21 protein-coding genes and 1 riboswitch are annotated in these 22,349 nt (G+C 68.6%); of the genes, 11 read left to right on the plus strand and 10 right to left on the minus strand.

Going from position 1 to position 22,349, the window contains the following annotated elements:
• Window positions 1-32: 32 nt before the first annotated feature.
• Entirely contained in the window at window positions 33-1,817 is a 1,785-nt protein-coding gene (gene thiC / locus ACFY5C_RS06245) for a phosphomethylpyrimidine synthase ThiC (protein WP_389441094.1), read from the minus strand.
• A riboswitch (TPP riboswitch) is annotated at window positions 1,810-1,999 on the minus strand. (Overlaps the previous gene by 8 nt.)
• Window positions 2,000-2,070: 71 nt before the next feature.
• Here thiC and ACFY5C_RS06250 point away from each other — a divergent pair.
• A complete protein-coding gene (locus ACFY5C_RS06250; RefSeq protein WP_389441097.1) occupies window positions 2,071-3,900 on the plus strand; it encodes a YibE/F family protein in 1,830 nt (609 codons plus the stop codon).
• Between the two features lie 327 nt (window positions 3,901-4,227).
• Here ACFY5C_RS06250 and ACFY5C_RS06255 read toward each other — a convergent pair whose 3' ends face one another.
• From ACFY5C_RS06255 to ACFY5C_RS06270, 4 genes are all read right to left on the minus strand, one after another.
• Window positions 4,228-4,665 (minus strand): SsgA family sporulation/cell division regulator, encoded by a 438-nt coding sequence (locus ACFY5C_RS06255; protein ID WP_362386916.1) that lies wholly within the window; start codon window positions 4,663-4,665, stop codon window positions 4,228-4,230.
• 98 nt (window positions 4,666-4,763) lie between these two features.
• Window positions 4,764-5,624 (minus strand): IclR family transcriptional regulator, encoded by an 861-nt coding sequence (locus tag ACFY5C_RS06260; RefSeq protein ID WP_389441099.1) that lies wholly within the window; start codon window positions 5,622-5,624, stop codon window positions 4,764-4,766.
• 203 nt (window positions 5,625-5,827) lie between these two features.
• Window positions 5,828-6,040, minus strand: coding sequence for a DUF5326 family protein (locus tag ACFY5C_RS06265; protein ID WP_361746897.1), 213 nt, complete (start codon window positions 6,038-6,040; stop codon window positions 5,828-5,830).
• A 159-nt stretch (window positions 6,041-6,199) separates the two neighbouring features.
• Window positions 6,200-6,517 carry a cupin domain-containing protein gene (locus tag ACFY5C_RS06270; RefSeq protein ID WP_328880561.1) on the minus strand — a complete coding sequence of 106 codons (318 nt, stop codon included), beginning with the start codon at window positions 6,515-6,517 and terminating at the stop codon, window positions 6,200-6,202.
• A 60-nt stretch (window positions 6,518-6,577) separates the two neighbouring features.
• On the opposite strand from ACFY5C_RS06270, the gene ACFY5C_RS06275 reads away from it, so the two are divergent.
• The 5 genes from ACFY5C_RS06275 (at window position 6,578) to ACFY5C_RS06295 (ending at window position 10,363) form a co-directional block, all read left to right on the plus strand.
• Window positions 6,578-6,955, plus strand: a complete 378-nt coding sequence (locus ACFY5C_RS06275) for a phage holin family protein (RefSeq protein ID WP_389441102.1) — start codon at window positions 6,578-6,580, stop codon at window positions 6,953-6,955.
• A 7-nt stretch (window positions 6,956-6,962) separates the two neighbouring features.
• Entirely contained in the window at window positions 6,963-7,454 is a 492-nt protein-coding gene (locus ACFY5C_RS06280; RefSeq protein ID WP_389441105.1) for a low molecular weight protein-tyrosine-phosphatase, read from the plus strand.
• The gene (locus tag ACFY5C_RS06285) at window positions 7,451-8,632 is read left to right on the plus strand and encodes a cystathionine gamma-lyase (RefSeq protein ID WP_389441107.1); all 1,182 of its coding nucleotides are present in this window, start codon (window positions 7,451-7,453) and stop codon (window positions 8,630-8,632) included. Before ACFY5C_RS06280 ends, ACFY5C_RS06285 begins: the two co-directional genes overlap by 4 nt.
• 231 nt (window positions 8,633-8,863) lie before the next feature.
• Window positions 8,864-9,769, plus strand: coding sequence for a LysR family transcriptional regulator (locus ACFY5C_RS06290; RefSeq protein WP_389441110.1), 906 nt, complete (start codon window positions 8,864-8,866; stop codon window positions 9,767-9,769).
• Window positions 9,770-9,880: 111 nt separating this feature from the next.
• Window positions 9,881-10,363 carry an NUDIX domain-containing protein gene (locus ACFY5C_RS06295; protein WP_389441112.1) on the plus strand — a complete coding sequence of 161 codons (483 nt, stop codon included), beginning with the start codon at window positions 9,881-9,883 and terminating at the stop codon, window positions 10,361-10,363.
• Between the two features lie 33 nt (window positions 10,364-10,396).
• On the opposite strand, the gene ACFY5C_RS06300 is transcribed toward ACFY5C_RS06295, so the two are convergent.
• Window positions 10,397-12,157 (minus strand): globin domain-containing protein, encoded by a 1,761-nt coding sequence (locus ACFY5C_RS06300; RefSeq protein WP_389441115.1) that lies wholly within the window; start codon window positions 12,155-12,157, stop codon window positions 10,397-10,399.
• A 658-nt stretch (window positions 12,158-12,815) separates the two neighbouring features.
• Here ACFY5C_RS06300 and ACFY5C_RS06305 point away from each other — a divergent pair.
• Window positions 12,816-13,682: a GNAT family N-acetyltransferase gene (locus ACFY5C_RS06305; RefSeq protein ID WP_389441117.1), complete on the plus strand. Its 867-nt coding sequence runs from the start codon at window positions 12,816-12,818 to the stop codon at window positions 13,680-13,682.
• Between the two features lie 127 nt (window positions 13,683-13,809).
• Here ACFY5C_RS06305 and ACFY5C_RS06310 read toward each other — a convergent pair whose 3' ends face one another.
• Window positions 13,810-14,232, minus strand: a complete 423-nt coding sequence (locus ACFY5C_RS06310; protein ID WP_389441120.1) for a heme-binding protein — start codon at window positions 14,230-14,232, stop codon at window positions 13,810-13,812.
• Window positions 14,233-14,337: 105 nt separating this feature from the next.
• Complete coding sequence (locus ACFY5C_RS06315; RefSeq protein WP_389441122.1) at window positions 14,338-15,567, minus strand: MFS transporter; 1,230 nt, start codon at window positions 15,565-15,567, stop codon at window positions 14,338-14,340.
• A gap of 140 nt (window positions 15,568-15,707) precedes the next feature.
• On the opposite strand from ACFY5C_RS06315, the gene ACFY5C_RS06320 reads away from it, so the two are divergent.
• Both ACFY5C_RS06320 and ACFY5C_RS06325 read left to right on the plus strand, forming a co-directional pair.
• The gene (locus ACFY5C_RS06320) at window positions 15,708-16,166 is read left to right on the plus strand and encodes a MarR family winged helix-turn-helix transcriptional regulator (protein ID WP_389441124.1); all 459 of its coding nucleotides are present in this window, start codon (window positions 15,708-15,710) and stop codon (window positions 16,164-16,166) included.
• 25 nt (window positions 16,167-16,191) lie between these two features.
• On the plus strand, window positions 16,192-16,644 hold the full coding sequence (locus ACFY5C_RS06325) for a GNAT family N-acetyltransferase (RefSeq protein ID WP_389441127.1): 453 nt from the start codon (window positions 16,192-16,194) through the stop codon (window positions 16,642-16,644).
• Between the two features lie 49 nt (window positions 16,645-16,693).
• On the opposite strand, the gene ACFY5C_RS06330 is transcribed toward ACFY5C_RS06325, so the two are convergent.
• Window positions 16,694-18,085, minus strand: coding sequence for a serine hydrolase domain-containing protein (locus ACFY5C_RS06330; protein WP_389441130.1), 1,392 nt, complete (start codon window positions 18,083-18,085; stop codon window positions 16,694-16,696).
• A gap of 209 nt (window positions 18,086-18,294) precedes the next feature.
• Here ACFY5C_RS06330 and ACFY5C_RS06335 point away from each other — a divergent pair, with 209 nt between their 5' ends.
• A complete protein-coding gene (locus tag ACFY5C_RS06335) occupies window positions 18,295-18,858 on the plus strand; it encodes a dihydrofolate reductase family protein (RefSeq protein ID WP_389441133.1) in 564 nt (187 codons plus the stop codon).
• Between the two features lie 117 nt (window positions 18,859-18,975).
• On the opposite strand, the gene dnaB is transcribed toward ACFY5C_RS06335, so the two are convergent.
• Window positions 18,976-20,454: a replicative DNA helicase gene (gene dnaB / locus ACFY5C_RS06340; protein WP_369272149.1), complete on the minus strand. Its 1,479-nt coding sequence runs from the start codon at window positions 20,452-20,454 to the stop codon at window positions 18,976-18,978.
• Window positions 20,455-20,905: 451 nt separating this feature from the next.
• Here dnaB and ACFY5C_RS06345 point away from each other — a divergent pair, with 451 nt between their 5' ends.
• Window positions 20,906-22,252 (plus strand): MATE family efflux transporter, encoded by a 1,347-nt coding sequence (locus ACFY5C_RS06345; protein ID WP_389441136.1) that lies wholly within the window; start codon window positions 20,906-20,908, stop codon window positions 22,250-22,252.
• The last annotated feature ends 97 nt before the right edge of the window (window positions 22,253-22,349 follow it).

Here is a 22,349-nt window from a genome sequence, read left to right on the forward strand (position 1 = left end):
GGGGCATCGCGCCCAGGGTCAGGACGTCGACGTCAGTCCGCGAGCGGCAGGTACACCCGGTTACCCGCCGCGGCGAACTCCTTCGACTTCTGAGCCATGCCCTCCTCGATCTCCTCCTTCGACCCGCCGTGTGCGCGGCGGATGTCCTGGGAGATCTTCATCGAGCAGAACTTCGGCCCGCACATGGAGCAGAAGTGAGCCGTCTTGGCGGGCTCGGCCGGGAGGGTCTCGTCGTGGAACTCCCGTGCCGTGTCCGGGTCGAGTGCCAGGTTGAACTGGTCCTCCCACCGGAACTCGAAGCGGGCGTCGGACAGCGCGTCGTCCCACTCCTGCGCACCGGGGTGCCCCTTGGCGAGATCGGCCGCATGGGCGGCGATCTTGTACGTGATGACGCCGGTCTTGACGTCGTCACGGTTGGGCAGGCCCAGGTGCTCCTTGGGCGTGACGTAGCAGAGCATCGCCGTGCCCCACCAGGCGATCATCGCGGCACCGATGCCGGAGGTGATGTGGTCGTACGCGGGCGCGACGTCGGTGGTCAGCGGGCCGAGCGTATAGAACGGAGCTTCATCGCAGATCTCCTGCTGAAGGTCGATGTTCTCCTTGATCTTGTGCATCGGGACGTGACCCGGGCCCTCGATCATGGTCTGTACGTTGAAACGCTTGGCGATCGTGTTGAGTTCCCCGAGCGTCCTCAACTCCGCGAACTGCGCCTCGTCGTTGGCGTCCGCGATCGAGCCGGGCCGCAGGCCGTCGCCCAGCGAGTACGTGACGTCGTAGGCGGCGAGGATCTCGCAGAGCTCCTCGAAGTTCTCGTAGAGGAACGACTCCTTGTGGTGCGCCAGGCACCACGCCGCCATGATCGAGCCGCCGCGCGAGACGATGCCGGTCTTGCGGTTGGCCGTCAGCGGTACGAACGGCAGCCGCACGCCCGCGTGGACGGTCATGTAGTCCACGCCCTGCTCGGCCTGTTCGATGACCGTGTCCTTGTAGATCTCCCAGGTCAGCTCCTCGGCCCGGCCGTCGACCTTCTCCAGAGCCTGGTAGAGCGGCACCGTGCCGATGGGGACGGGGGAGTTGCGCAGCACCCACTCACGGGTGGTGTGGATGTTGCGGCCGGTCGACAGGTCCATGACCGTGTCGGCGCCCCAGCGGGTCGCCCAGGTCATCTTCTCGACCTCCTCCTCGATGGAGGAGGTGACCGCGGAGTTGCCGATGTTGGCGTTGACCTTCACCAGGAACCGCTTACCGATGATCATCGGCTCGATCTCCGGGTGGTTCACGTTCGCGGGCAGCACTGCCCGGCCCGCGGCGATCTCCTCGCGGACCACTTCGGGAGAAACGTTCTCCCGGATGGCCACGAACTCCATCTCGGGAGTGACCTCGCCGCGGCGTGCGTAGGCGAGCTGGGTGACCGCCTCGCCGTCACGGCCGCGGCGGGGCTGACGCGGCCGTCCGGGAAAGACCGCGTCGAGGTTGCGCAGGCCGCCGCGCGGCGAGGTGTGCTTGATGCCGTCGTCCTCGGGACGGACGGGGCGGCCGGCGTACTCCGCGGTGTCGCCGCGGGCGATGATCCAGTTCTCCCGCAGCGGGGGCAGCCCCCTGCGGACGTCGGTGTCGGCGAGCGGATCGGTGTACGGGCCCGAGGTGTCGTACAGCGTGACCGACTGCCCGTTGGTGAGGTGCACCTGGCGGACCGGCACCCGCAGATCGGGGCGTGAACCCTCGACATACGCCTTGTGCCAGCCGATGGACTTCCCGGCCTCCTCGGACTTCTCGTCCTGAACGGAGGCAGGCGTGCGCGCGTCCTTGATGGTCATGAGACCTACTCCCTACGCCGGCATTACCCGGTAACAGGTTCGGCGGTCGACGCAGCCGTATCCGTCTGCCGACGTTTCGTGTGAAACATCACTCGCGATGAGTGATGTTTCATGTGAAACATCGCTGGGACGGAGGTCAGCGCCCTCTCAGCCCGGTGCTCCGAGCTCCCGCGTGTACAAAGGTGGCACCACGCTAGCGTCAATTCGGGCGCGGTGAACAGGGGGCCCCAATCGTTCTTGCGATGATCGGGCGGTGACCACGACGCATGAACCTCCGTACCCACCGCCCGAGCCGCCCCACGGCTCCGGCTCAGGAAGCGGCCCCGGAATCGGCCCCGAGCGGGGCAACGGCCGTACTGACGGCCGGGGTTCGGGGATGCCCGGAGGGAGATACGGCGGTGCTTACGGCCGTGGTCCCGGAGGCGGGAACCAGGACGATCATGCGACTGGGGACGGGGGCTGGCACGAGCACGGCCCCAGATCCGGTGGGCCGCAGAACCACGGCAGCGGGGTCGGCGGTGGCCAGGGGCACAGGCCCGGCCCCGGCGGTCCTCACGAGCGCGGTCCCGAACCCGGCGGCCCACCCGGGCCGGCTCCCGGCCCGGGTGGCGGGCACGGTCACGGCTCCGGGGGCGGTCACGGGCCTGGGTCCGGGGGCGGCCACGGGTCCGGGGGCGGTCACGGGCACGGTCCTGGGTCCGGGGGTCGGCGTGGCGGCGATGACGGGGACGAGAACGGGCACGGGCACTCGCACAGTCATTCCCACGGTCCGGCTGCTCCCGTCTCCAGGCATCTACGCAAGGTCATCGCGGCGGTCCTGATTCCGTTCGCCGCGGCGGTGATGGTGGGGCTCGCGGTGCTGTGGCCGGGCGGTGCCCCGCCGCACGAGCGCACCGGTGTCGGCTTCGACCGGCAGACACAGCAGGCCACGGTCACCAAGGTGGTCGAAGTGAGCTGCAAGGAAGTGGGGGCCTCGGGGGTGCCCCCGACCGGCGACACCTCCACCGCCGAGGGTTCCTCCGCGGTGCAGCAGGAGAGCGGCACCTGCAAGAAGGCGACGATCCGCGTCGACAGCGGCAAGGACAAGGGCCGTACGTTCACGGAGATCGTGCAGCCCGACCAGTCACGACAGTTGCACGAGGGCCAGGAGGTCGTGGTCGCCTACGAGCCCTCCGCACCCAAGGACCTGCAGTACTCGGTCACCGACGTGAACCGGCGCGTCCCCCTGGCCGTGCTCGCCGGCATCTTCGCCATCGCCGTCGTGGTCGTCGGGCGGTTGCGGGGCCTCATGGCACTGATCTCGCTGGCCATCAGCTTCGCGGTGCTCAACTTCTTCATCCTGCCCGCGATCCTCCAGGGCTCGAACCCGCTGGTCGTCGCGGTGGTCGGGTCGAGCGCCATCATGCTGATCGCCCTCTACCTGTGCCACGGCCTGTCGGCCCGTACGTCGGTGGCGGTGCTCGGCACGCTGATCTCGCTGTTGCTGATCGGCATCCTCGGCTCGGTGTTCATCGACTGGGCCGCGCTCACCGGCAACACCGACGACAACACCGGCCTGATCCACGGGCTGTATCCGTCGATCGACATGAGCGGTCTGCTGCTGGCCGGCATCATCATCGGTTCGCTCGGTGTCCTCGACGACGTGACGGTCACCCAGACGTCCGCGGTCTGGGAGCTTCACGAGGCCAACCCGACGATGGGATGGCGCGGGTTGTACCGGGCGGGTATCCGTATCGGCCGCGACCACATCGCGTCCGTCGTCAACACCCTTGTCCTCGCGTACGCGGGTGCCGCGCTGCCCTTGCTGCTGCTCTTCTCGATCGCGCAGAGCGGCGTGGGGACGGTTGCCAACAGTGAGCTGGTGGCGGAAGAGATCGTGCGCACACTGGTGGGCTCCATCGGCCTGGTCGCGTCGGTGCCCGTCACCACGGCCCTCGCGGCCCTGGTGGTCTCGGCCGACCGGCCGGAGAAGGGAGCCGTGCCGGCAGGTACCCAGCCGGTCCCGGCAGGCGGTGTGCCGACCTCGACGGGCGCGCAGCCGGCTCCGGGGCGCGGCGGGCGTGGGCGTCGGCGGAAGCGGTGACGTCGGCGGAAGGGGTAACGGTAGGGAAGGGCTGAGGACGGGGAAAGGCGGGGACGCCGGGAAGGGGTGAGGACGGGGACGCCGGGAAGGCGGGGACGGTGGGGAAGGGCGGGGACGCCGGCACAGGACGTGGCAGATCTGGTTCGCCGACCGCGCGCGTCCCGTGTACCGAACCCGAACCCGAACCCGAACCGAACCCTCGCCCTCGCCCTCGCGCCTACGGCCGCACAGGTCCGGCGTCATGGGGAGCGTGCCCGGCGAGGAAGCGCTCCCCATGCGCGCGGGGCGCCCGGCGAAGCGTTACGCCACCCCTGGCAACCGTAGGCCTCAGCCCGCGCTCTGCTCCTCCGCGAGGATGCGGTCCAAAGCCTCGTCGAGGTGTGCGTCGAAGTCGGCGAGCGCGCCCTCCTGACCGAGCGGCACCAGCTTGTCGGTGCGGTCGAGAAAGGCCACCAAAGGCGCCACCGAGGAGCGGAACAGCGCCTGGTCGGCACCGACCTGAAGCCGGATCAGCACATCGCCCAGCGTCTCGGTGCCGGCCGGTGACACCCGTACATCTCCCTCCCCGCACGGGCGGCCCACCCCGTCGACCAGCAGTTCCCGGCCGAAGGCCCAGGTCACGGGGGCGTCGCCGGGCAGGTGGAAGGTCAGCCGTACGGCATAGGGATCACAGGTCTCGTAGCGCAACTCCACCGGGATGCGGAAGGAGAGCTCCTCGGACACGAGAAAGCTCATCATGACCTCTGCTTCTACGGACTCGCGCATCGCCCTACCCCGTCGTTTGCAGTCGACTGGCCGGGAACGGACCCCGACACTGGTGGAATCTTGCTGAACGTACACGAGAGATCACAAGGAGTGAGTTTTCAGATACTGATAGAGATCGAGAGTGACCCCAGGAGCCGCCCGATCTCCTCCTGCAGTTGCAGCACCGCCGACAGCAGCCGGTCGGCCTGGTGGGCGGGCAGCGAAATGGCCATCGTCGCGGCCGTGGTGCCCACCGTGATGGGGATGGCCGCGCACACGGTGCCCAGCGCGTACTCCTGACGCTCGGTCACCGGATCCATCCGACGGGTCCGTTCGAGACGTTGCAGCATGGTGCGGGTATCGCGCACGGTGTAGGGGGTGATGGACTCCACGGGATGGCGGTCCAGGTGATCGCGGCGAGCGTCCTCGTCCAGCTGGGACAGCAGGCACTGACCGATGGCGTGCGCGTGGCCGGTCTCCCGGAAGTCGGCCCATTCCTCGACCGCCGGATTGCCCGGCGTGTCGGAGACGCACATCACCTCGATCTCGCCGTCGCGGTACTGGGCGTAGTAAACCGGGACACCGATGGCGTCACGCCATTGAGCGAGCGCGTCGGCAACCGTGCTGCGACGTTTCTGCTCGGCTGCGCTGCTGCTGAGTCGTACGGCCGCCTCGCCGAGGAAGAACAGTCCTTTGTCACGGCGCAGATAGCCCTCGTGCACCAGCGTGCGCAGCAGGTGGTACGCGGTGGGCAGGGCCAGGCCCGCCTCGCGGGCGAGTTGCTTGGCCGGGGCGCCGTACTCATGCTCGGCGACACATTCCAGCAGGCGCATCGCGCGCTGGACGGATCCGATGAGCGTCGCGGACTGCGGCTGCTCGGCTGAGGCCGGGGCGGCCTGCCGCGGGACCTGGGGGACGGAGGAGCGCGGCTGTTCGAGGGGTGCCTGGGGCTCTGAGGGTGCGGTGTCAACCGTGGCCAAGGGTTACTCCCGAAGCGCGAGGGGGGAACCCGTGCTGGGGAACACGGGGAGGTGCACGCCGCCCGCGGGGTCGCCCCCGCGTCGATTTCCGGACTCTATTGGCCCGTCACCGCTCGTAGACGCCCTGCTCGGAAAACTTCCCTCGCCCGAGGGAACCGGCGATTCCTGTTACCGCCCGCCGGTCCCCACAGCCCCCACGGACCTCACCAGTCGCTGCGCGACGAGGAGCTCGACGTGAACTTCCGTACGACGTAGATCAGTCCACCGACCAGTGCTACGAAGACCAGCGCCTTGAAGAGCAGTCCGATGACGAACCCCACGACGCTGGCTATCAGCCCACCGAACACCACCAGAGCGATGACCGGCACCGCGATCCACTTCACCCACCACGGCAGTCCTGCGAAGATCTCACGCATCGCCCTCGTCCTTACCTCTCCGCCCGCTACTGTGCCGGGTCCTGATCCTTCGAATCTGCTGATCCTGCACTCGATGCTAGGTCCGGCGGGTGCCCGGCGGACGCCTCGCAGCCCTTGTCCTCCCCTGATCGATCCCCTAGGGAACCCCGAGGCCGAGGGTCAGCTCTCGGGCGGAGAGAACACCACGAGCACCCTCAGGTCCTCGCTGATGTGGTGGAACTTGTGGGCCACCCCGGCCGGCACGTACACCACACTGCCCCGCGCGACATGTGTGGTCTCCATGCCGACGGTGATCTGGGCACGGCCGCTCACAACGAAGTAGACCTCGTCCTGGTTGTGCGGCTTCTGTGGATCGTGGGCACCGGCGTCGAGCGCGTACAGACCGACCGACATGTTCCGCTCCCGCAGAAACTGCAGGTAAGCGCCCTCGTTGGCGGCGCGCTCCGCCTCCAGTTCATCCAGCCGGAATGCCTTCATCGCTCTCGTCCGCCCTTGTCCCGGTGCTCGTGGCCGATCTCGTCTGCCACGATCAGACACATGAAGAATTTCCTAGTCAAGACAGTCGCCAACGCGGGTGCCCTGGCGGTCGCCGTCTGGCTGATAGACAAGATCACCCTCACCGGTGACAGCACGGGCAAGAAGATCGGCACCCTGCTGATCGTCGCGCTGATCTTCGGCCTGGTGAACTTCGTCGTCAAGCCGATCGTGAAGCTTCTGAGCCTCCCGCTGCTCATCCTGACGCTCGGCCTGTTCACTCTGATCGTCAACGCGCTGATGCTGCTGCTGACCTCGTGGCTCGCCGACAAGGTCGACCTGAGCTTCCACGTCGACGGCTTCTGGACGGCCGTACTCGGTGGCCTGATCATCTCGATCGTCTCCTGGGCGCTCAACGTCGTCCTGCCCGACGGGGACTGAGCTTTTGATGACCTACCGCGTCTGCTTCGTCTGCACCGGCAACATCTGCCGTTCTCCGATGGCCGAGTCGGTCTTCCGCGCGCGTGTGGCGGAGGCCGGGCTCGACGGCCTGGTCGAGGCCGACAGCGCCGGTACCGGCGGCTGGCACGAGGGCGACCCGGCCGATCCGCGCACCGTCTCCGTGCTCGAGGAGCACGGTTACGACAGCGATCACACGGCCCGCCAGTTCCAGCCGTCCTGGTTCGCGCGCCTCGACCTCGTCATCGCCCTCGACGCCGGCCACCTCAAGGCCCTGCGCCGCCTGGCGCCCTCACCGCAGGACGCGGCGAAGGTACGCCTGCTGCGCTCCTACGACCCCGCCGCCGGCGACGACCTCGACGTCCCCGACCCGTACTACGGGGCCATGGACGGCTTCGAGGAGTGCCTTGAGATGGTGGAGGCAGCAAGTACGGGCCTCCTCACGGCGGTCCGCGAACAGGTGGAGGGACAGCCGGTATGAGCAGTACGGATCCTCAACGACTGCCTTCCGAGGGGCGGCCTTCCGAAGGGCGGCTTGCCGACGGAGACGGCACACGCGCGGTGCGGGCCGGACTGCCCGAGCCGGTCGCGTACGAGCCGACCCTGCCCGGCCCCGTGTTCGCCGCCCACTATCACCTGCCGGGCGAGCCCACGGGCCCGTACACCTACGGCCGCGACGAGAACCCGACCTGGACCCATCTGGAGCGCGCCATCGGCGGCCTGGAGGCGCCGGGGGAGGACGGCGTCGAGACGCTGGTCTTCGCGTCTGGCATGGCCGCCACGTCGTCGGTGCTCTTCTCCCAGCTGCGGGCAGGGGACGCGGTCGTCCTGCCCAGCGACGGCTACCAGGCGCTGCCCCTGGCGCGCGCGCAGTTGGAGGCATTCGGGATCGAGGTACGCACGGCACCGACCGGCGGGGACGCCCAGCTCGGTGTCCTGGACGGCGCGAAGCTGCTGTGGATCGAGACCCCGTCGAACCCCGGCCTCGACGTGTGCGACGTCCGGCGGCTCGTGGAAGCGGCACACGCGCGTGGCGCCCTCGTCGCCGTCGACAACACTCTCGCGACGCCGCTCGGACAGCGCCCGCTGGAACTCGGCGCCGACTTCTCGGTGGCCAGCGGCACCAAGCAGCTGACGGGACATGGCGACATCCTGCTGGGATACGTCAGCGGCCGCGACGCCGAGGCCATGGCCGCCGTACGGCGCTGGCGCAAGATCGTCGGAGCCATTCCGGGACCCATGGAGGCCTGGCTCGCGCACCGTTCCCTCGCCACGCTCCAGATGCGTGTGGAGCGGCAGAACGCCACCGCCCTGGCCGTCGCCGAGGCGCTGCAGGACTGGCCGGAGGAGCTCGGGGTGCGCTACCCCGGACTGCCTCGCGACCCCTCGCACAAGATCGCCTCGCAGCAGATGCGGCGCTACGGGTGCGTGGTGTCCTTCACGCTGCCCACGCGCGCGCGTGCCGAGCGTTTCCTGGAGGCGCTGCGGCTCGTCGACGACGCGACCAGCTTCGGCGGAGTGCGCTCCACTGCCGAACGGCGCGGGCGCTGGGGCGGAGACGCCGTGCCGGAGGGCTTCATCCGTATGTCGGTCGGCGCCGAGGATCCCGAGGATCTGGTGGCGGATGTGCTGCGTGCACTGGACGAATCGGCCCGGTGACGGGGCCCGCCCGTGCGCGCGTCGGCGTCCGGATACGTGGAACGGGCGGTCCGAGCCTCCCCCCTCGTGGCTCGGACCGCCCTCGGTTCTGCGCGCGAAGAACCGCGCGAACAAGGCTAGTTGACTCTCTGTCAGTGTCCAATCACCGTAGCGACAGCGACCTATCGACTTATTTATAGTTGGGCCCTGCCCTGGGGGTGGAGAGAAGGACGGGGAAGGGGAGGGTGTGGCATGGATCTGGCCTTGTTGCGCACGTTTGTGACCGTGCACCGGGCTGGTTCCTTCACCCGCGCCGCCGCCCTGCTCGGGCTGTCGCAGCCGGCAGTGACCTCGCAGATCCGCACTCTGGAAAGGCAGTTGGGCCGCCCCCTCTTCCTGCGGCAGGCCCGCGGAGTGACGCCCACGACCATCGGCGACGAACTCGCCCACAAGGCCGCACCTCATCTCGACGCCCTGGTGGAGATCACCGAGACCGGTCTCGACGAGGAGTCCTCCTTACGGTCCCTGCACCTCGCCGGGCCTCCTGAGTTCACGGCCGAGCGGGCCCTGCCCGCGCTCACCGAGCTGACCGGCGAAGAGGGCCAGGGCTTCGCTCTGCGCGCGTCCTTCGGCAACGCCGAGGAGACCCTGGAAGGTCTGGCCGCCGGACATCATGATCTGGCCATCAGTACGGCCCGTCCGCGCGGCGGTCTGCTCACGGCGACTCCGCTCTGCGACGAGGTGCACGTGCTTGTCGCAGCGCCCCAGTGGATCGACCGGATCGGCTCGGGCCAACTGCGTCACAAGGGAGCGCACGCCCTGGAGGACGTCCCGGTGGTGGAGGTGCATGAGTCCCTGCCCTTCGTCTCCCGGTACTGGGCCGCGGTCTACGACTCCCGTCCCGCCGCCCCGGGCACCGTGATCGTCCCCGACCTTCGTGCTGTCCTCGCCTGTGCGGTCGCGGGGGCAGGACTGGCGGTGTTGCCCCGCTATCTGTGTGCGGCCGCCCTGGAGCGCGGCGATGTCGTCGCCCTGCACGATCCGCCGGTGCCACCGCTGCGGACGTACTTCCTGGTGGTCCGCACCGGCACACTGGCGATGCCCCACATAGCGCGGGCCCATGAGTGGCTGCTGCGGGCCGCTTCCGACTGGGCCTGAGCCGGGCATTCAGGGCGCATCCCGGACAACATCCGAGGCGCTCACACCATGAGCTCGACCAGTGACGTTTCGCGATGTTTCACGTGGAACCAGCCGGGCCACATTTCTCCCATGACCGTCCGACCCGTGGTCAAGCGCACCGCCCGCGCCGTTCTGCTGGACGGTGACGACCTGATCCTGATCAAGCGCACCAAGCCCGGCCTCGATCCCTACTGGCTCACACCCGGTGGCGGGGTCGAGCCGACAGACGCGACGGTCGTCGACGCCCTGCACCGCGAGGTGTACGAGGAGCTCGGCGCCAAGATCGTCGATGTCGTGCCCTGCTTCGTCGACACCGTCGAGCACATCGGCGAGGACGGCGGAGCGACCGGTGTGAAGGTGCAGCACTTCTTCGTGTGCCGTCTGGAGTCCATGGACACGTCCCTGCGGCACGGGCCCGAAATGGACGAGCCCATCGGCGAGTACGAGATCGTGCGCGTGCCGTTCACCCGGGTCGGGATCGCATCCGTCCACCTCGTACCGCTGTCACTGCGGCACTACCTCGACGGGAACATCGAGGGCGTCCGTGCCATGCACGCACCCGATCTGGGCTGATCCGACGGCAGACCTCGACCGTGGCGGTGCTCGTCAGTCCCCGGCGGTGACGAGCTCCTCCACAGAGTCATGGCGTATGCGCTCGAACGGCATGCCGATGCCCCTCAAGGCGTCGACACCGCTGCGGATCATCCCAGGCGGTCCGGAGACAAAGGCGTCGTACTCGGTCCACGGCCCGTACTCGCGTATGGCTTCGGGAAGCTGGAGCAGGCCCTGCCGGTCCACGACCGGGCGGACATGGAGCCAGGGATGGGACTGCTGGAGCCGGAGCATCGTGTCGATGTCGTACAGGTCCTGGTTGGTGCGAGCGCCGTAGAAGACCTCGACCGATCGCCGTTCACCGTGCTCGGCGACATCCTCGACCAGTGCCTTGATGGGCGCTATGCCGGTGCCTCCGCCCACGCAGAGCAGCCCGCTCTCGGTGGTGTGGTCCACGGTCATCGAACCGGCCGGCGGACCGAGCCGGATGATGTCTCCCGGCCGGGCGCGGTGCACCAGCGCGTTGGAGACCCAGCCCGCGGGCACGGCCTTCACATGGAAGGTCAGCAGGCCGTCCGAGCGGGGCGCCGAGGCGAAGGAGTAGTGCCGCCAGATCCTGGGCCACCAGGGTGTCTCCACGCTCGTGTACTGCCCGGCGAGGAAGGGATACGGCTGGTCGGGGCGGACGGTCAGGACCGCGACGTCCGAGGTTCTGAGGTCGTGCGAGACGACCTCCGCGTACCACCAGGCGGGGGCGCGCAGTTCGTCGGCCGCCGCCGCGTCGATCATGACCTGCGAGATCGTCGTGTACGCCCGGACCCAGGCGGCTTCCATCTCCGCGTCCCAGATGCCGGCGGCGTACTTGCTCAGCGCACCGATGAGGCACTCGCCGACGGCCGGATAGTGCTCGGGCCGGGTGCCGTACTTGCGGTGTCCGCGCCCCAGGTTCTGCAGGTAGTCGACGAGGACAGGGGTGTTGTCGATGTGCTCGGCCGCGGTGAGCAGCGCCTTGAGCAGCCGGTCCCGCTGGGTGTCCATCGCGGCCGGGAAGAGGGAACGCAGATCGGGGTGGCGTACGAAGAGCAGCGCGTAGAAGTAGGAGGTGACCTTGTCCGCCACCGGGCCGACCTCGGTCATGGTCCGGCGGATCAGGACGGCGTCCGGGGAGACGGCTTGGGCCGGAGCGGGGCGCTGGGCCGGCACGCGCAGTTGGGGGGAGGGCGAGGCGAGAGGGGCCGGGTCCGGTGCCTCCGGCCGTGTTGTGGTGGCCTGGGCGGCCTGCATCTCCGGGCGCGTTGCCGTGGCTTGGGCGGAGGATTGCGGGGCCTGAGCAGAGGCTTGCGACGCTTGGCCTGAGTACGGGGCGTGGGGGGACGTGGCCAGCGTGGGCTGTATGTGAGTCGGGGCGGTCGTGTCGGGCGTCGATATCGCGGCTGGCGCCCCGCGTTCCGCGTACGGGCTGCCGACGGGGCCCGAAGCGCCGGGATCGGCTCCGACGTCCACCGAGGTGGGCCCGGGCGGATGAGTCGCCGTGGTGGGCTGTGGTGGGCCGGCCGTCGTGGTGGGCCGTGGCGGACCGGCCGTCGTGGTCGGCTGTGTGGTGTTCTGGGGCGGCGGGGCCTGGCCCTCGCCTGCCGCTGTCCGGCCCACCGGGCGCATCGCAGCCAGGCGACTGCCCTCTGTCGCCTCGTGTTCGCCGCCCGGAGAAGTCTCCGGCTGCTTGCGCGGCGTGAACCAGCCGCCCCCGCCGCCGGAAGTGCCGTTGTCGGCCGACGTGGTGGTCGGAGCGTCCATGGTGTGCCTCGCCTCGAACATCTTTCGGTCGGTCTGCGCACTTCCCCTATCGGAAGGTGCCTGCTTCCCCCGCGACGGCTTACTTGTCCCCGTTCCTTGCCGCGACCAATGCGGCCACATTCAACCCGTATTCACACTCAGTACGGACAAGTAAGGCGAGAGTGTGACATTGGCCGCAGTACTCTCACCGCAGCATCCCACTGCGTGTGGGCACCCAGGCCGCATAACCGAGAATGCCGGTCTTCGATCTCTCCGTCCCGTTACGCTGCTTTGCCTTGCGCTCAGTCCGCGTCGACAGTCCGCATCACGGCTCGGACACGAACCGGACTCGACCATACCGGCCGCTGCCGCGATCACAAGTCCCCCCTTGCTCCCTCACGAATTGGGCGAGGGAACGAACGAGCAATTCCTTCAATTACCGGATGCTGCGCACCAATTCGCGGGCTTCCCGCTGATCCATCCCCATGTAGGAGCGGGCCACGAGTCCGGCCGGATGGCGGTCCGAGTTGATCGGCTCTTCCCACGCACTTCATGGATGCTCGTCGTTCGTCCACGTTTCACGTGAAACACCCAGCGACTATCGGCGGGCTGTGCGGCGGGGCATGACATGGCCAAAAGCTCGTACGTCTCACCGGAAACGGCTGGACGACCAGGGCAGTAGTCAGACAGCCTGACCTGCGTGCCGACTCCATCCCTCGCCGCTCTGCCCATCCGCCGTCTGACGCCTCGCGACCTCACCGCCTGCGCCGACCTGTCCGAGGATCGGGGCTGGCCCCGTGAGGAACACAAGTGGCAGTTTCTGCTGACCGCCGGGAAGGGCTACGGGATCGACGATCCCACCGGCGGGCTTGTCAGCGCCTGTGTCGTCACGGACTACGGACCGCGAGACCGCCCCGATCTGGGGGCCATTGGCATGGTTCTGGTCGCCGAGCGTCATGCACGCCAGGGAGTCGGGCGCCGGCTCATGCGGCACGTCGTCTCCGTGATGGGCACGACACCGCTGACACTGCACGCGACGCCGAACGGCCAAGCGCTCTACGAAGAACTCGGCTTCAAGGTCATCGGCCGGGCGGAGATGCTGCGTGGGCACTTCAGGGCCGATACCTCAGGGCCGTCGGTGGCCACGCGCGCGGCCACTGCCGAGGACCTCAATGCGATCGTCCGGCTCGACGAGGAAGTGTTCGGCACGGATCGCACGCACATCATCACGCGGCTCCCCGCCTTCACGGACCGGTTGCGTGTCGCCGAGAAGAACGGCCGGATCATCGGATACGCGGGCGCCTGGCCCAACATGGACACGCAGGTGGTGGGCCCACTGATCGCCCGCGACACGGAAACCGCGAAGGCACTCATCGCCTCCCTCGCCGCCCACACCGACCGCCCGCTGCGCACCGACATCGACGTACGCCACGAGGAACTGCTCAACTGGGCGAAGGAGCACGGTCTGGCGTCTGTCGCCTTCAACTCGGTGATGACGTACGGCATCTCGGAGCTGCCCGGCGACTGGACCCGGCGGTTCGCTCCGGTGACGGTGGCGGCGGGCTGAGGTAGTCGGCTCGGGGCGAGGAACAGTGGCCTGAGGCGGGTATGGAACGCGCCGGTCCCCGTCGGGAACCGGCGCGTCCTGGTTGTCGGGGTGCCTTGATGGCGTGCGCCCCTGGGGAGGGATGGCGTCAGGCAAGTGCCTCGATCGCGGCCGTCGCGAACTGGTGATCCTGCTCGGGCGCACCGCCGCCCACGCCGATCGCGCCGATCAGCCGACCGTCCCGACGGATCGGCACACCGCCCGCGATGAACAGCAGCGGACGGTCCAGCGCGGTGGGCAGGGTGTGGAACGGGCCACCCGGCTGTACGGCCTCGACGAGTTCCGCGGTTGGGGCGTTGAGCTGGAGTGCCGTGTAGGCCTTGCGGGTGCTGGTCTCCCCGGAGATCAACACGGCTCGGTCGTCACGCCGGAACGCGAGCAGGTGGCCTCCGGCATCGAGGACGGTGACGCTGACGGTCACTCCGGCGGCCTCGGCGGCGCGGTGGGCGGTGGCGACGAGGAGGTCGGCGTCCTGGGTCGTCAGGGGCGTGACGGCGCTGGTGGTGCTCATGGGGGGTCTCCTTGATGGTGGTGCGAGGGTGTGGTGCGGAGGTTTCGGTGGGCTGTCACGGGGCCGGATGTGCGGGGGCGGCCCTGACCCCGCACACGGGTCGGCTCAGTGGTGTGCGACGGCTCGCTGCTCGGCGGGCGCGGCGGGCACTGCGGGCGCGGTGCTCATGACGGCCGTGCCGGCGGATGCTCCCTCGCGGCGCTCCAGCGCGGCCGAGAGGAAGGCGAGCAACAGTGCGGCCGCGGCGAGGGCGGCGCCCACCCAGTTGGGGGACGTGAAGCCGTAGCCGGCCGCGATGACCATGCCGCCGAGCCAGGCGGCGAGGGCGTTGCCGAGGTTGAAGGCGCCGATGTTCACGGCCGAGGCCAGCGTCGGAGCGCCATGTGCCTGGTCGAGGACGCGCTTCTGCAGCGGGGGGACCGTGGCGAAGCCCAGGGCGCCGATAAGCGCGATGGTGATGGCCGCGAGGACCTTGTTCTGCGCCGTGAGCGTGAACAGCGCGAGCACGACGGCGAGGGCGCCCAGGGAGACGTACAGCATGGGCATCAGTGCGCGGTCGGCGTACCTGCCGCCGATCAGGTTGCCGCCGACCATGCCGAGCCCGAAGAGGACCAGCAGCCAGGTGACAGAGCCGTCTGCGAAGCCTGCGACCTGGGTCATCATCGGCGCGATGTAGGTGATGGCTGCGAAGACACCGCCGAAGCCGAGGACCGTCATCGCCATGGCGAGCAGGACCTGGGCGTTCTTGAACGCGGCCAGCTCGTGACGCAGCTGTACGCCCTGGGGCTTGGGCATGTCGGGGACGAGCTTGGCGATCCCGGCCAGACCGACCACCCCGAGGGCGGCGACGATAACGAAGGTGACCCGCCAGCCGGCGGACTGCCCGACGAACGTGCCCAGCGGGACGCCGACCACATTGGCGACGGTCAGACCGGTGAACATCATCGCGATGGCCCCGGCCTTCTTGTTCGGGGCGACCAGGTCGGCCGCGACGACCGAGCCGATGCCGAAGAAGGCACCGTGGGCGAGCGAGGCGACCACACGCCCGATCAGCATGACGGAGAAGCTGGGGGCGAGAGCGGACAACACGTTGCCGGCGATGAACAGTCCCATCAGCAGCATCAGCATCCGCTTGCGGGAGACCTTGGTGCCGAGCACGGTCATCAGGGGAGCGCCGAGGACCACGCCGAGCGCGTAACCGGTCACCAGCAGCCCGGCTGTGGGGATGGTGACCCCGAAGTCGTTCGCGACCTCGGGCAGCAAACCCATGATCACGAACTCGGTCGTGCCGATTCCGAAGGCCCCGATCGCGAGGGCCAGAAGCGCGAGAGGCATGAAGGGGTACACCTTCCAGAAGATTGCAGAAGCGCTTTACGTTTGACGACAATACTTGCAGACGCGGCATACTTGCAAGCGCAGGCTATTGCGGCACTGCTCTACTCTGGCTTCAGTCACTCCGGGTGGGAGGAAACGCCATGACCGCCACGGACCCCGCGCTCACCGCGCTCGCCCAGGGCTGGTGCGCCCTCTCCCTGCTGCACGGGAGGATCGAGGCCCGCATCGAGCGCGCCCTGCAGACCGGGCACGACCTGAGCGTGCGCGAGTACTCCCTGCTCGACGTGCTCAGCCGCCAGCACAACGGCGAAGGCGGCCACCTGCAGATGAAGCAGGTCGCCGACGCCGTCATCCTCAGCCAGAGCGCCACCACCCGGCTCGTCACCCGGCTCGAGGACCGCGGCCTGCTCTCCCGCTACCTCTGCCCCACCGACCGCCGCGGCATCTACACCGACGTCACCGAAGCAGGCCTGACGCTCCTCGAAGAGGCACGCCCCACCAACGACAAGGCGCTGCGCCAGGCCCTCGACGAAGCCGCGACCAACCCCGAGCTGGCCCCACTGGTCCGGGCCGTCGAGACACTTCGCATCCCCGTCTGAGAGCCCGCCCGCATAGGGTGCGGGCATGGGAGATCTTGAGATACGAGCCGCCGTCGCCGATGACGTTCCCGCGATCGTCGGCATGCTCGCGGACGATCCGCTGGGTGCACGGCGTGAGTCACCGGACGACCTGACCCCCTACCTGGACGCCCTGGAGCGGCTGAGCGCCGATCCGAACCAGCACCTGGTCGTCGCCGTCCGCGAAGGCCGCGTCATCGGCACGCTCCAGCTCACGATCATTCCCGGGCTGTCCCGCATGGGCGCGACCCGCTCCATCATCGAAGGTGTGCGCATCCACGCCGACGAGCGCGGCAGCGGCCTGGGCACGCAGCTCATCGAGTGGGCGGTCGCCGAATCCCGGCGCCAGAACTGCCAGTTGGTGCAGCTGACCACCGACAAGTCCCGAACCGACGCACACCGCTTCTATGAGCGGCTCGGCTTCACTGCCTCACACTTGGGCTTCAAGATCCAGCTGTGACGACGACGGGGCGCCTGTTTCACGTGAAACAGGCGCCCCACTCGAAGAATCAGACCGTACCGATCCCCCGCCACCCCTGCGGATCCACACCGCCCGGCACAGCAGCCCCCTCGTCGTACGGCTGACGCGTGAAGACGAACGACCCGAGGTCCAGATGGTCCACGGTCCCGTCGGGGCGTCGTACGGCCCTTAGGAGCTCGCCGGCGTAGTAGCCCTCCAGCCCCGTCCATGTTCCGTCACCGTTGGCTCGAAACCGCGAGCGGCGGCCCTTGCCCGACAGCGGCTCCACGGAGAGCAGCCCATCGGCCGTCAGTCGCAGCGCGAAGGCGTGTGTCCCCCAGTACCACTGACCGGCCAACTCCAGGGGCACGGCGCCGGCCTCGGTCATCGGACGCCACGGCTCGGGGATGCGTGGCTCGGCTTCAGCGACGATCCGGACGAGGTCGGCGGCGACCGTGAACAGCAACGGACCCGAAGTGCAGTTGGCCAGCACAATGGCTGCGAGATCGTCCTCCACGCCGACAGCGAGGCAGGCGAGGAAGCCCGGCAGGGATCCCGAGTGTCCAACGAGGGTCCTGCCGTCCTGATGCCGGATCTCCAGGCCCAGGCAGTACGCGTACCCACTCGCCACATCCGCCGCCTCCGAGGGAGCCGCCGGCGTCCTCATCTCCCGCAGCGACTCGGCGCTCAGCACACGGTCGTCGCCCTTGATCAAGAACGCAGCGAAGTTCGCCAAGTCACCCGTTGTCGACCAGAGTTGGCCGGCCGGTGCCATCCGACCGAGGTCTTCGACGGGCTCCGGAAGCATCACATCGGCCCAGGGATGGACCGCCCAGCCGCCGGCGTGCGGTGCCTGCGGTCGTGTACTCGTCCGGTCCAGGCCCAGGGGTTCGAGCACTTCACGCCGGAGTACGTCCTCCCAGGGAGCGTCTCGCAGCTTCTCGACCAGAGCCCCCAGCAGCGTGTAGCCAGGGTTCGAGTAGTGGAAGCGGCGGCCGGACGGATGCAGGAAGGGTTGCCCACCCAGGACGTCGGAGAGCTCGGGACGCAGTGATCCAGGGGTCCGTTCCCACCAGGGCCCAGGCGTCTCGGCCGCCAGCCCGCTGGTGTGCGCGAGCAGTTCGGCGATGGTGGCCTCCCCCGCTGCCGTGCCCGGCAGATGCTTCTCCAGCCGGTCACCGAGGGCCAACAGGCCCTCGTCGCGCAGCCGCAGGACGAGAACGGCGGTGAAGGTCTTGGTGATCGAACCGATCCTGTACTGCACGTTCTCGTCCGGCCCGTGCCCGTCCACGGAGGTACGCGAGCCGTGCCACACCGCCCGACCGTCCCGTACGACCGCGGCGACCAGCGAGGGCGCGCGTCCTTCGGCCTGGGCCACTGCGATGCGGTGCAGCAGCGCTCGACGCGTGGCAGGGAGCAGGTCTTCCTGGGGTGTAGTCATGGCCCCAGTCCACCCCGTCGACCACATGGGAGTCGAACTCATATCCCGATGCTCAGTCTCAGATCGATGCCATTTCCACGGCGGAACGATGAGTCCGCGGCTGAGCCACCGGGCACGAGGACTACATGCGAGCTCAGATCGCGCACCGATGAGTTTCCCGCGCCGCGCCGGTCTGTACGCGTGAGACCGACCCACGGAAGGCTGGCGCCATGCGGAAACTGACCTTCGCCATGAACCTGAGCCTGGACGGCTACATCGCCGCGCCCGGCGACGACATCGGCTGGAGCGTACCGAGCGACGAGCTGTTCCAGTTCTGGTCCGACCAGTTGCAGGCGACCGACCTGACGCTGTACGGGCGCAAGCTGTGGCAGACGATGAGCTCGTACTGGCCGACCGGCGACCAGCAGCCCAACGCCACCCCGGCGGAGATCGAGTTCGCGCGCCGCTGGCGGGACATGTCGAAGGTGGTGTTCTCCTCGACGATCGACAAGGTCGACTGGAACACCCGCCTGGTCACCGGTGACGCGGTCGCCGAGATCACCCGGCTCAAGGCCGAGGACGGCGGCCCGATGGACATCGGCGGCGCGACGCTCGCCGGGGCGGCCATGCGGGCCGGGCTGATCGACGAGTACGTGCTGGCCACCGCGCCGGTCCTGGTGGGCGGCGGCACGCCGTTCTTCACCGCGCTGGACAGCTGGGTGAACCTGAACCTGGTGGAGACGCGGACGCTTCCCTGCGGGGTGATCCTGACCAGGTACGAGACGAGGCGCTGAGCGCCCGAAAGGGTGAGAACCTCGACCAGCGAGTCTCACGAAGACGGCATAAGTGCCGCCGATGTGCCATCGGAGATGAGACTGTGCAGCGAAATCTGAGACCCTGCAGGGCTCCGATCAGGTCTGCGCCATGTCCACGAAGCGTGAGTAGTGGCCCTGGAAGGCGACCGTGATCGTCGCCGTCGGACCGTTACGGTGCTTGCCCACGATGATGTCCGCCTCGCCCGCGCGCGGCGACTCCTTCTCGTAGGCGTCCTCGCGGTGCAGCAGGATCACCATGTCGGCGTCCTGCTCGATGGAGCCCGACTCACGCAGGTCGGACACCATCGGCTTCTTGTCCGTGCGCTGCTCGGGGCCACGGTTGAGCTGCGAGAGCGCGATCACCGGGACCTCCAGCTCCTTGGCCAGGAGCTTGAGGTTACGGGACATGTCCGAGACCTCCTGCTGACGGCTCTCGGAACGCTTCGAACCACCGGCCTGCATCAGCTGCAGATAGTCGATGATCACGAGCTTGATGTCGTTGCGCTGCTTCAGCCGACGGCACTTCGCGCGGATCTCCATCATCGACAGGTTCGGAGAGTCGTCGATGTAGAGCGGCGCCGCCGAAACCTCGGGCATCCGCCGCGCCAGACGCGTCCAGTCCTCGTCCGTCATCGTGCCGGAACGCATGTGATGCAGTGCCACACGCGCCTCAGCCGACAACAGACGCATCGCGATCTCGTTGCGCCCCATTTCCAGGGAGAAGATGACGCTCGCCAGGTTGTGCTTGATCGACGCCGCCCGCGCGAAGTCGAGTGCGAGCGTGGACTTACCCATCGCGGGGCGCGCCGCGATGACGACCATCTGGCCAGGGTGCAGGCCGTTGGTGAGCGAATCGAGGTCCGTGAACCCGGTGGGCACACCCGTCATCTCGCCGGTACGGGAGCCGATCGCCTCGATCTCGTCGAGCGCGCCCTCCATGATGTCGCCGAGGGGCAGATAGTCCTCGCTGGTCCGCTGCTCGGTGACCGCGTAGATCTCGGCCTGCGCCCGGTTGACGATCTCGTCGACGTCGTCGTCGGCCGCGTATCCCATCTGCGTGATGCGGGTGCCCGCCTCGACCAGGCGGCGCAGAACGGCCCGCTCGTGAACGATCTCCGCGTAGTACTCGGCGTTCGCCGCCGTCGGCACCGTCTGGACGAGGGTGTGGAGGTAGGAGGCGCCGCCGACCTTGTTGATCTCGCCTCGCTTGGTGAGCTCGGCGGCGATGGTGATGGGGTCGGCCGGCTCGCCCTTGGCATAGACGTCGAGAATCGCCTGGAAGATCGTCTCGTGGGCGGGCTTGTAGAAGTCGTGGCCCTTGATGACCTCGACGACATCCGCGATGGCGTCCTTGGACAGGAGCATGCCGCCGAGGACGGACTGCTCGGCGTCGAGATCCTGCGGCGGCACGCGCTCGAAGGCAGAACCGCCGCCGTCCCACTGGCCGTTGTCCCGGCCGCGGTCGTGCTGCTCGTCGCGTCCTCGGCCGCCGTCGCCCTGTCGACGGGATGCAGGCAGACGATCGCTGGGGCCGCTGTCGGCCCACGGGTCGTCCAAGGGCTCGGAAATGCTCACCGAGCAGCCTCCTCCCGTCCGCCGAGCGGACCTCGCCGTGCCCCTCTGTTCTACGGCACGACACTGACAAATGAGAGGCCCAACTCCGGTCCTGGCACGTCGGTTGATCGGCGGCTTCCCGGGCCGACGGACGGAGTGGGCGCCGCACCACGGTAGGCCTGCGGGCACCGTCAGCCAATCTGGTTATCCACAGGCCATGTGGACGACGGCCCGGATGCTGTGGAGAACTCCACAAAACCTGTGCACGACACGGTGGACAGCCCTGTGAACAAGCCCCCAACAATTTTCGATCAGCGGCTCTGACCTGCTGGTTTGCCATCCACCGGCTGTGCAGAAGAAAAACTTCCCCAGTCGGACCAAGATCGCTTCGAACGGTGCGCGAGAGCACACACCACGAGACGGTGAGTAAGGGTCACTGCGTCATTGCATCTCTTACCTGTGGACGATTAGATTGGTGGCCATGACACAGGCTCCCGCGACCCCCAAGGCCGCCCGGCGACAGCACGACCGAGAGATCGTCGCACTGGCCGTCCCGGCCTTCGGCGCACTCGTCGCCGAGCCCCTCTTCGTCATCGCCGACAGCGCGATCGTCGGCCATCTCGGCACAGCGCAGCTCGCCGGGCTCGGGGTCGCTTCCGCCCTCCTCATGACAGCCGTCAGCGTCTTCGTCTTCCTCGCCTACGCCACCACAGCAGCCGTTGCCCGCCGCGTCGGCGCCGGCGACCTCCAAGCCGCCATCCGCCAGGGCATGGACGGCATCTGGCTGGCCCTCCTTCTCGGCGCCGCCGTCATCGCGGTCGTCCTGCCCACGGCACCGTTTCTCGTGGAACTCTTCGGCGCCTCGGACACCGCGGCCCCGTACGCGACCACCTATCTACGGATCTCGGCACTCGGCATCCCAGCCATGCTCGTCGTGCTCGCCGCCACCGGCGTCCTCCGCGGACTCCAGGACACCAAGACACCTCTCTACGTCGCTGTCGCCGGCTTCGTCGCCAACGCCGCCCTGAACATGGCTCTCGTCTACGGCGCCGACCTCGGCATCGCAGGCTCCGCCTGGGGCACCGTCATCGCCCAGTGGGGCATGGCCGCCATCTATCTCATAGTCGTTGTCCGCGGGGCTCGTGAGCACGGTGCCTCCCTGCGCCCGGACGCGGCCGGCATAAGGGCTTCCGCACAAGCTGGAGTGCCATTGCTGGTCCGCACCCTCTCACTGCGGGCCATTCTGCTGATTGCGACGGCCGTCGCGGCCCGCCTCGGAGACGCCGACATCGCTGCGCACCAGATCATCCTGTCGCTGTGGAGCCTGCTCGCCTTCGCGCTGGACGCCATCGCCATAGCCGGGCAGGCCATCATCGGGCGATATCTCGGGGCCGACGACGCCCAGGGCGCCCGAGCCGCCTGCCGCCGCATGGTGGAGTGGGGCATCGCCGCCGGTGTTGTCCTCGGACTACTCGTGGTGATGGCCCGGCCGCTCTTCCTGCCGTTGTTCACCAGCGACACGGCCGTTCAGAACACAGCCCTGCCCGCCCTGCTCGTGGTGGCGCTCTCCCAGCCGATCTGCGGCGTCGTCTTCGTCCTGGACGGCGTCCTGATGGGAGCAGGCGACGGCCCTTACCTCGCCTGGGCCATGGTGCTCACCCTGGCGGTGTTCGCTCCGGTAGCGCTTCTCATCCTCGCGGTCGGCGGTGGCCTCACCGCAGTCTGGGCAGCCATGACACTGATGATGACGGTGCGCATGCTGACGCTCTGGGCACGCACCCGCTCCGGCCGCTGGCTCGTCACGGGCGCGACACGCTGAGGGGGACGCGCTGATGTTTCACGTGAAACACGCTGTTTCACGTGAAACGGGCTCGATCTGACCCACTGCACGGATGAGGGGCCGTACCCGCTGGGTA

The organism is Streptomyces sp. NPDC012935 (genome assembly GCF_042900345.1).
In the GTDB taxonomy this organism is placed as follows: Bacteria; Actinomycetota; Actinomycetes; order Streptomycetales; family Streptomycetaceae; genus Streptomyces.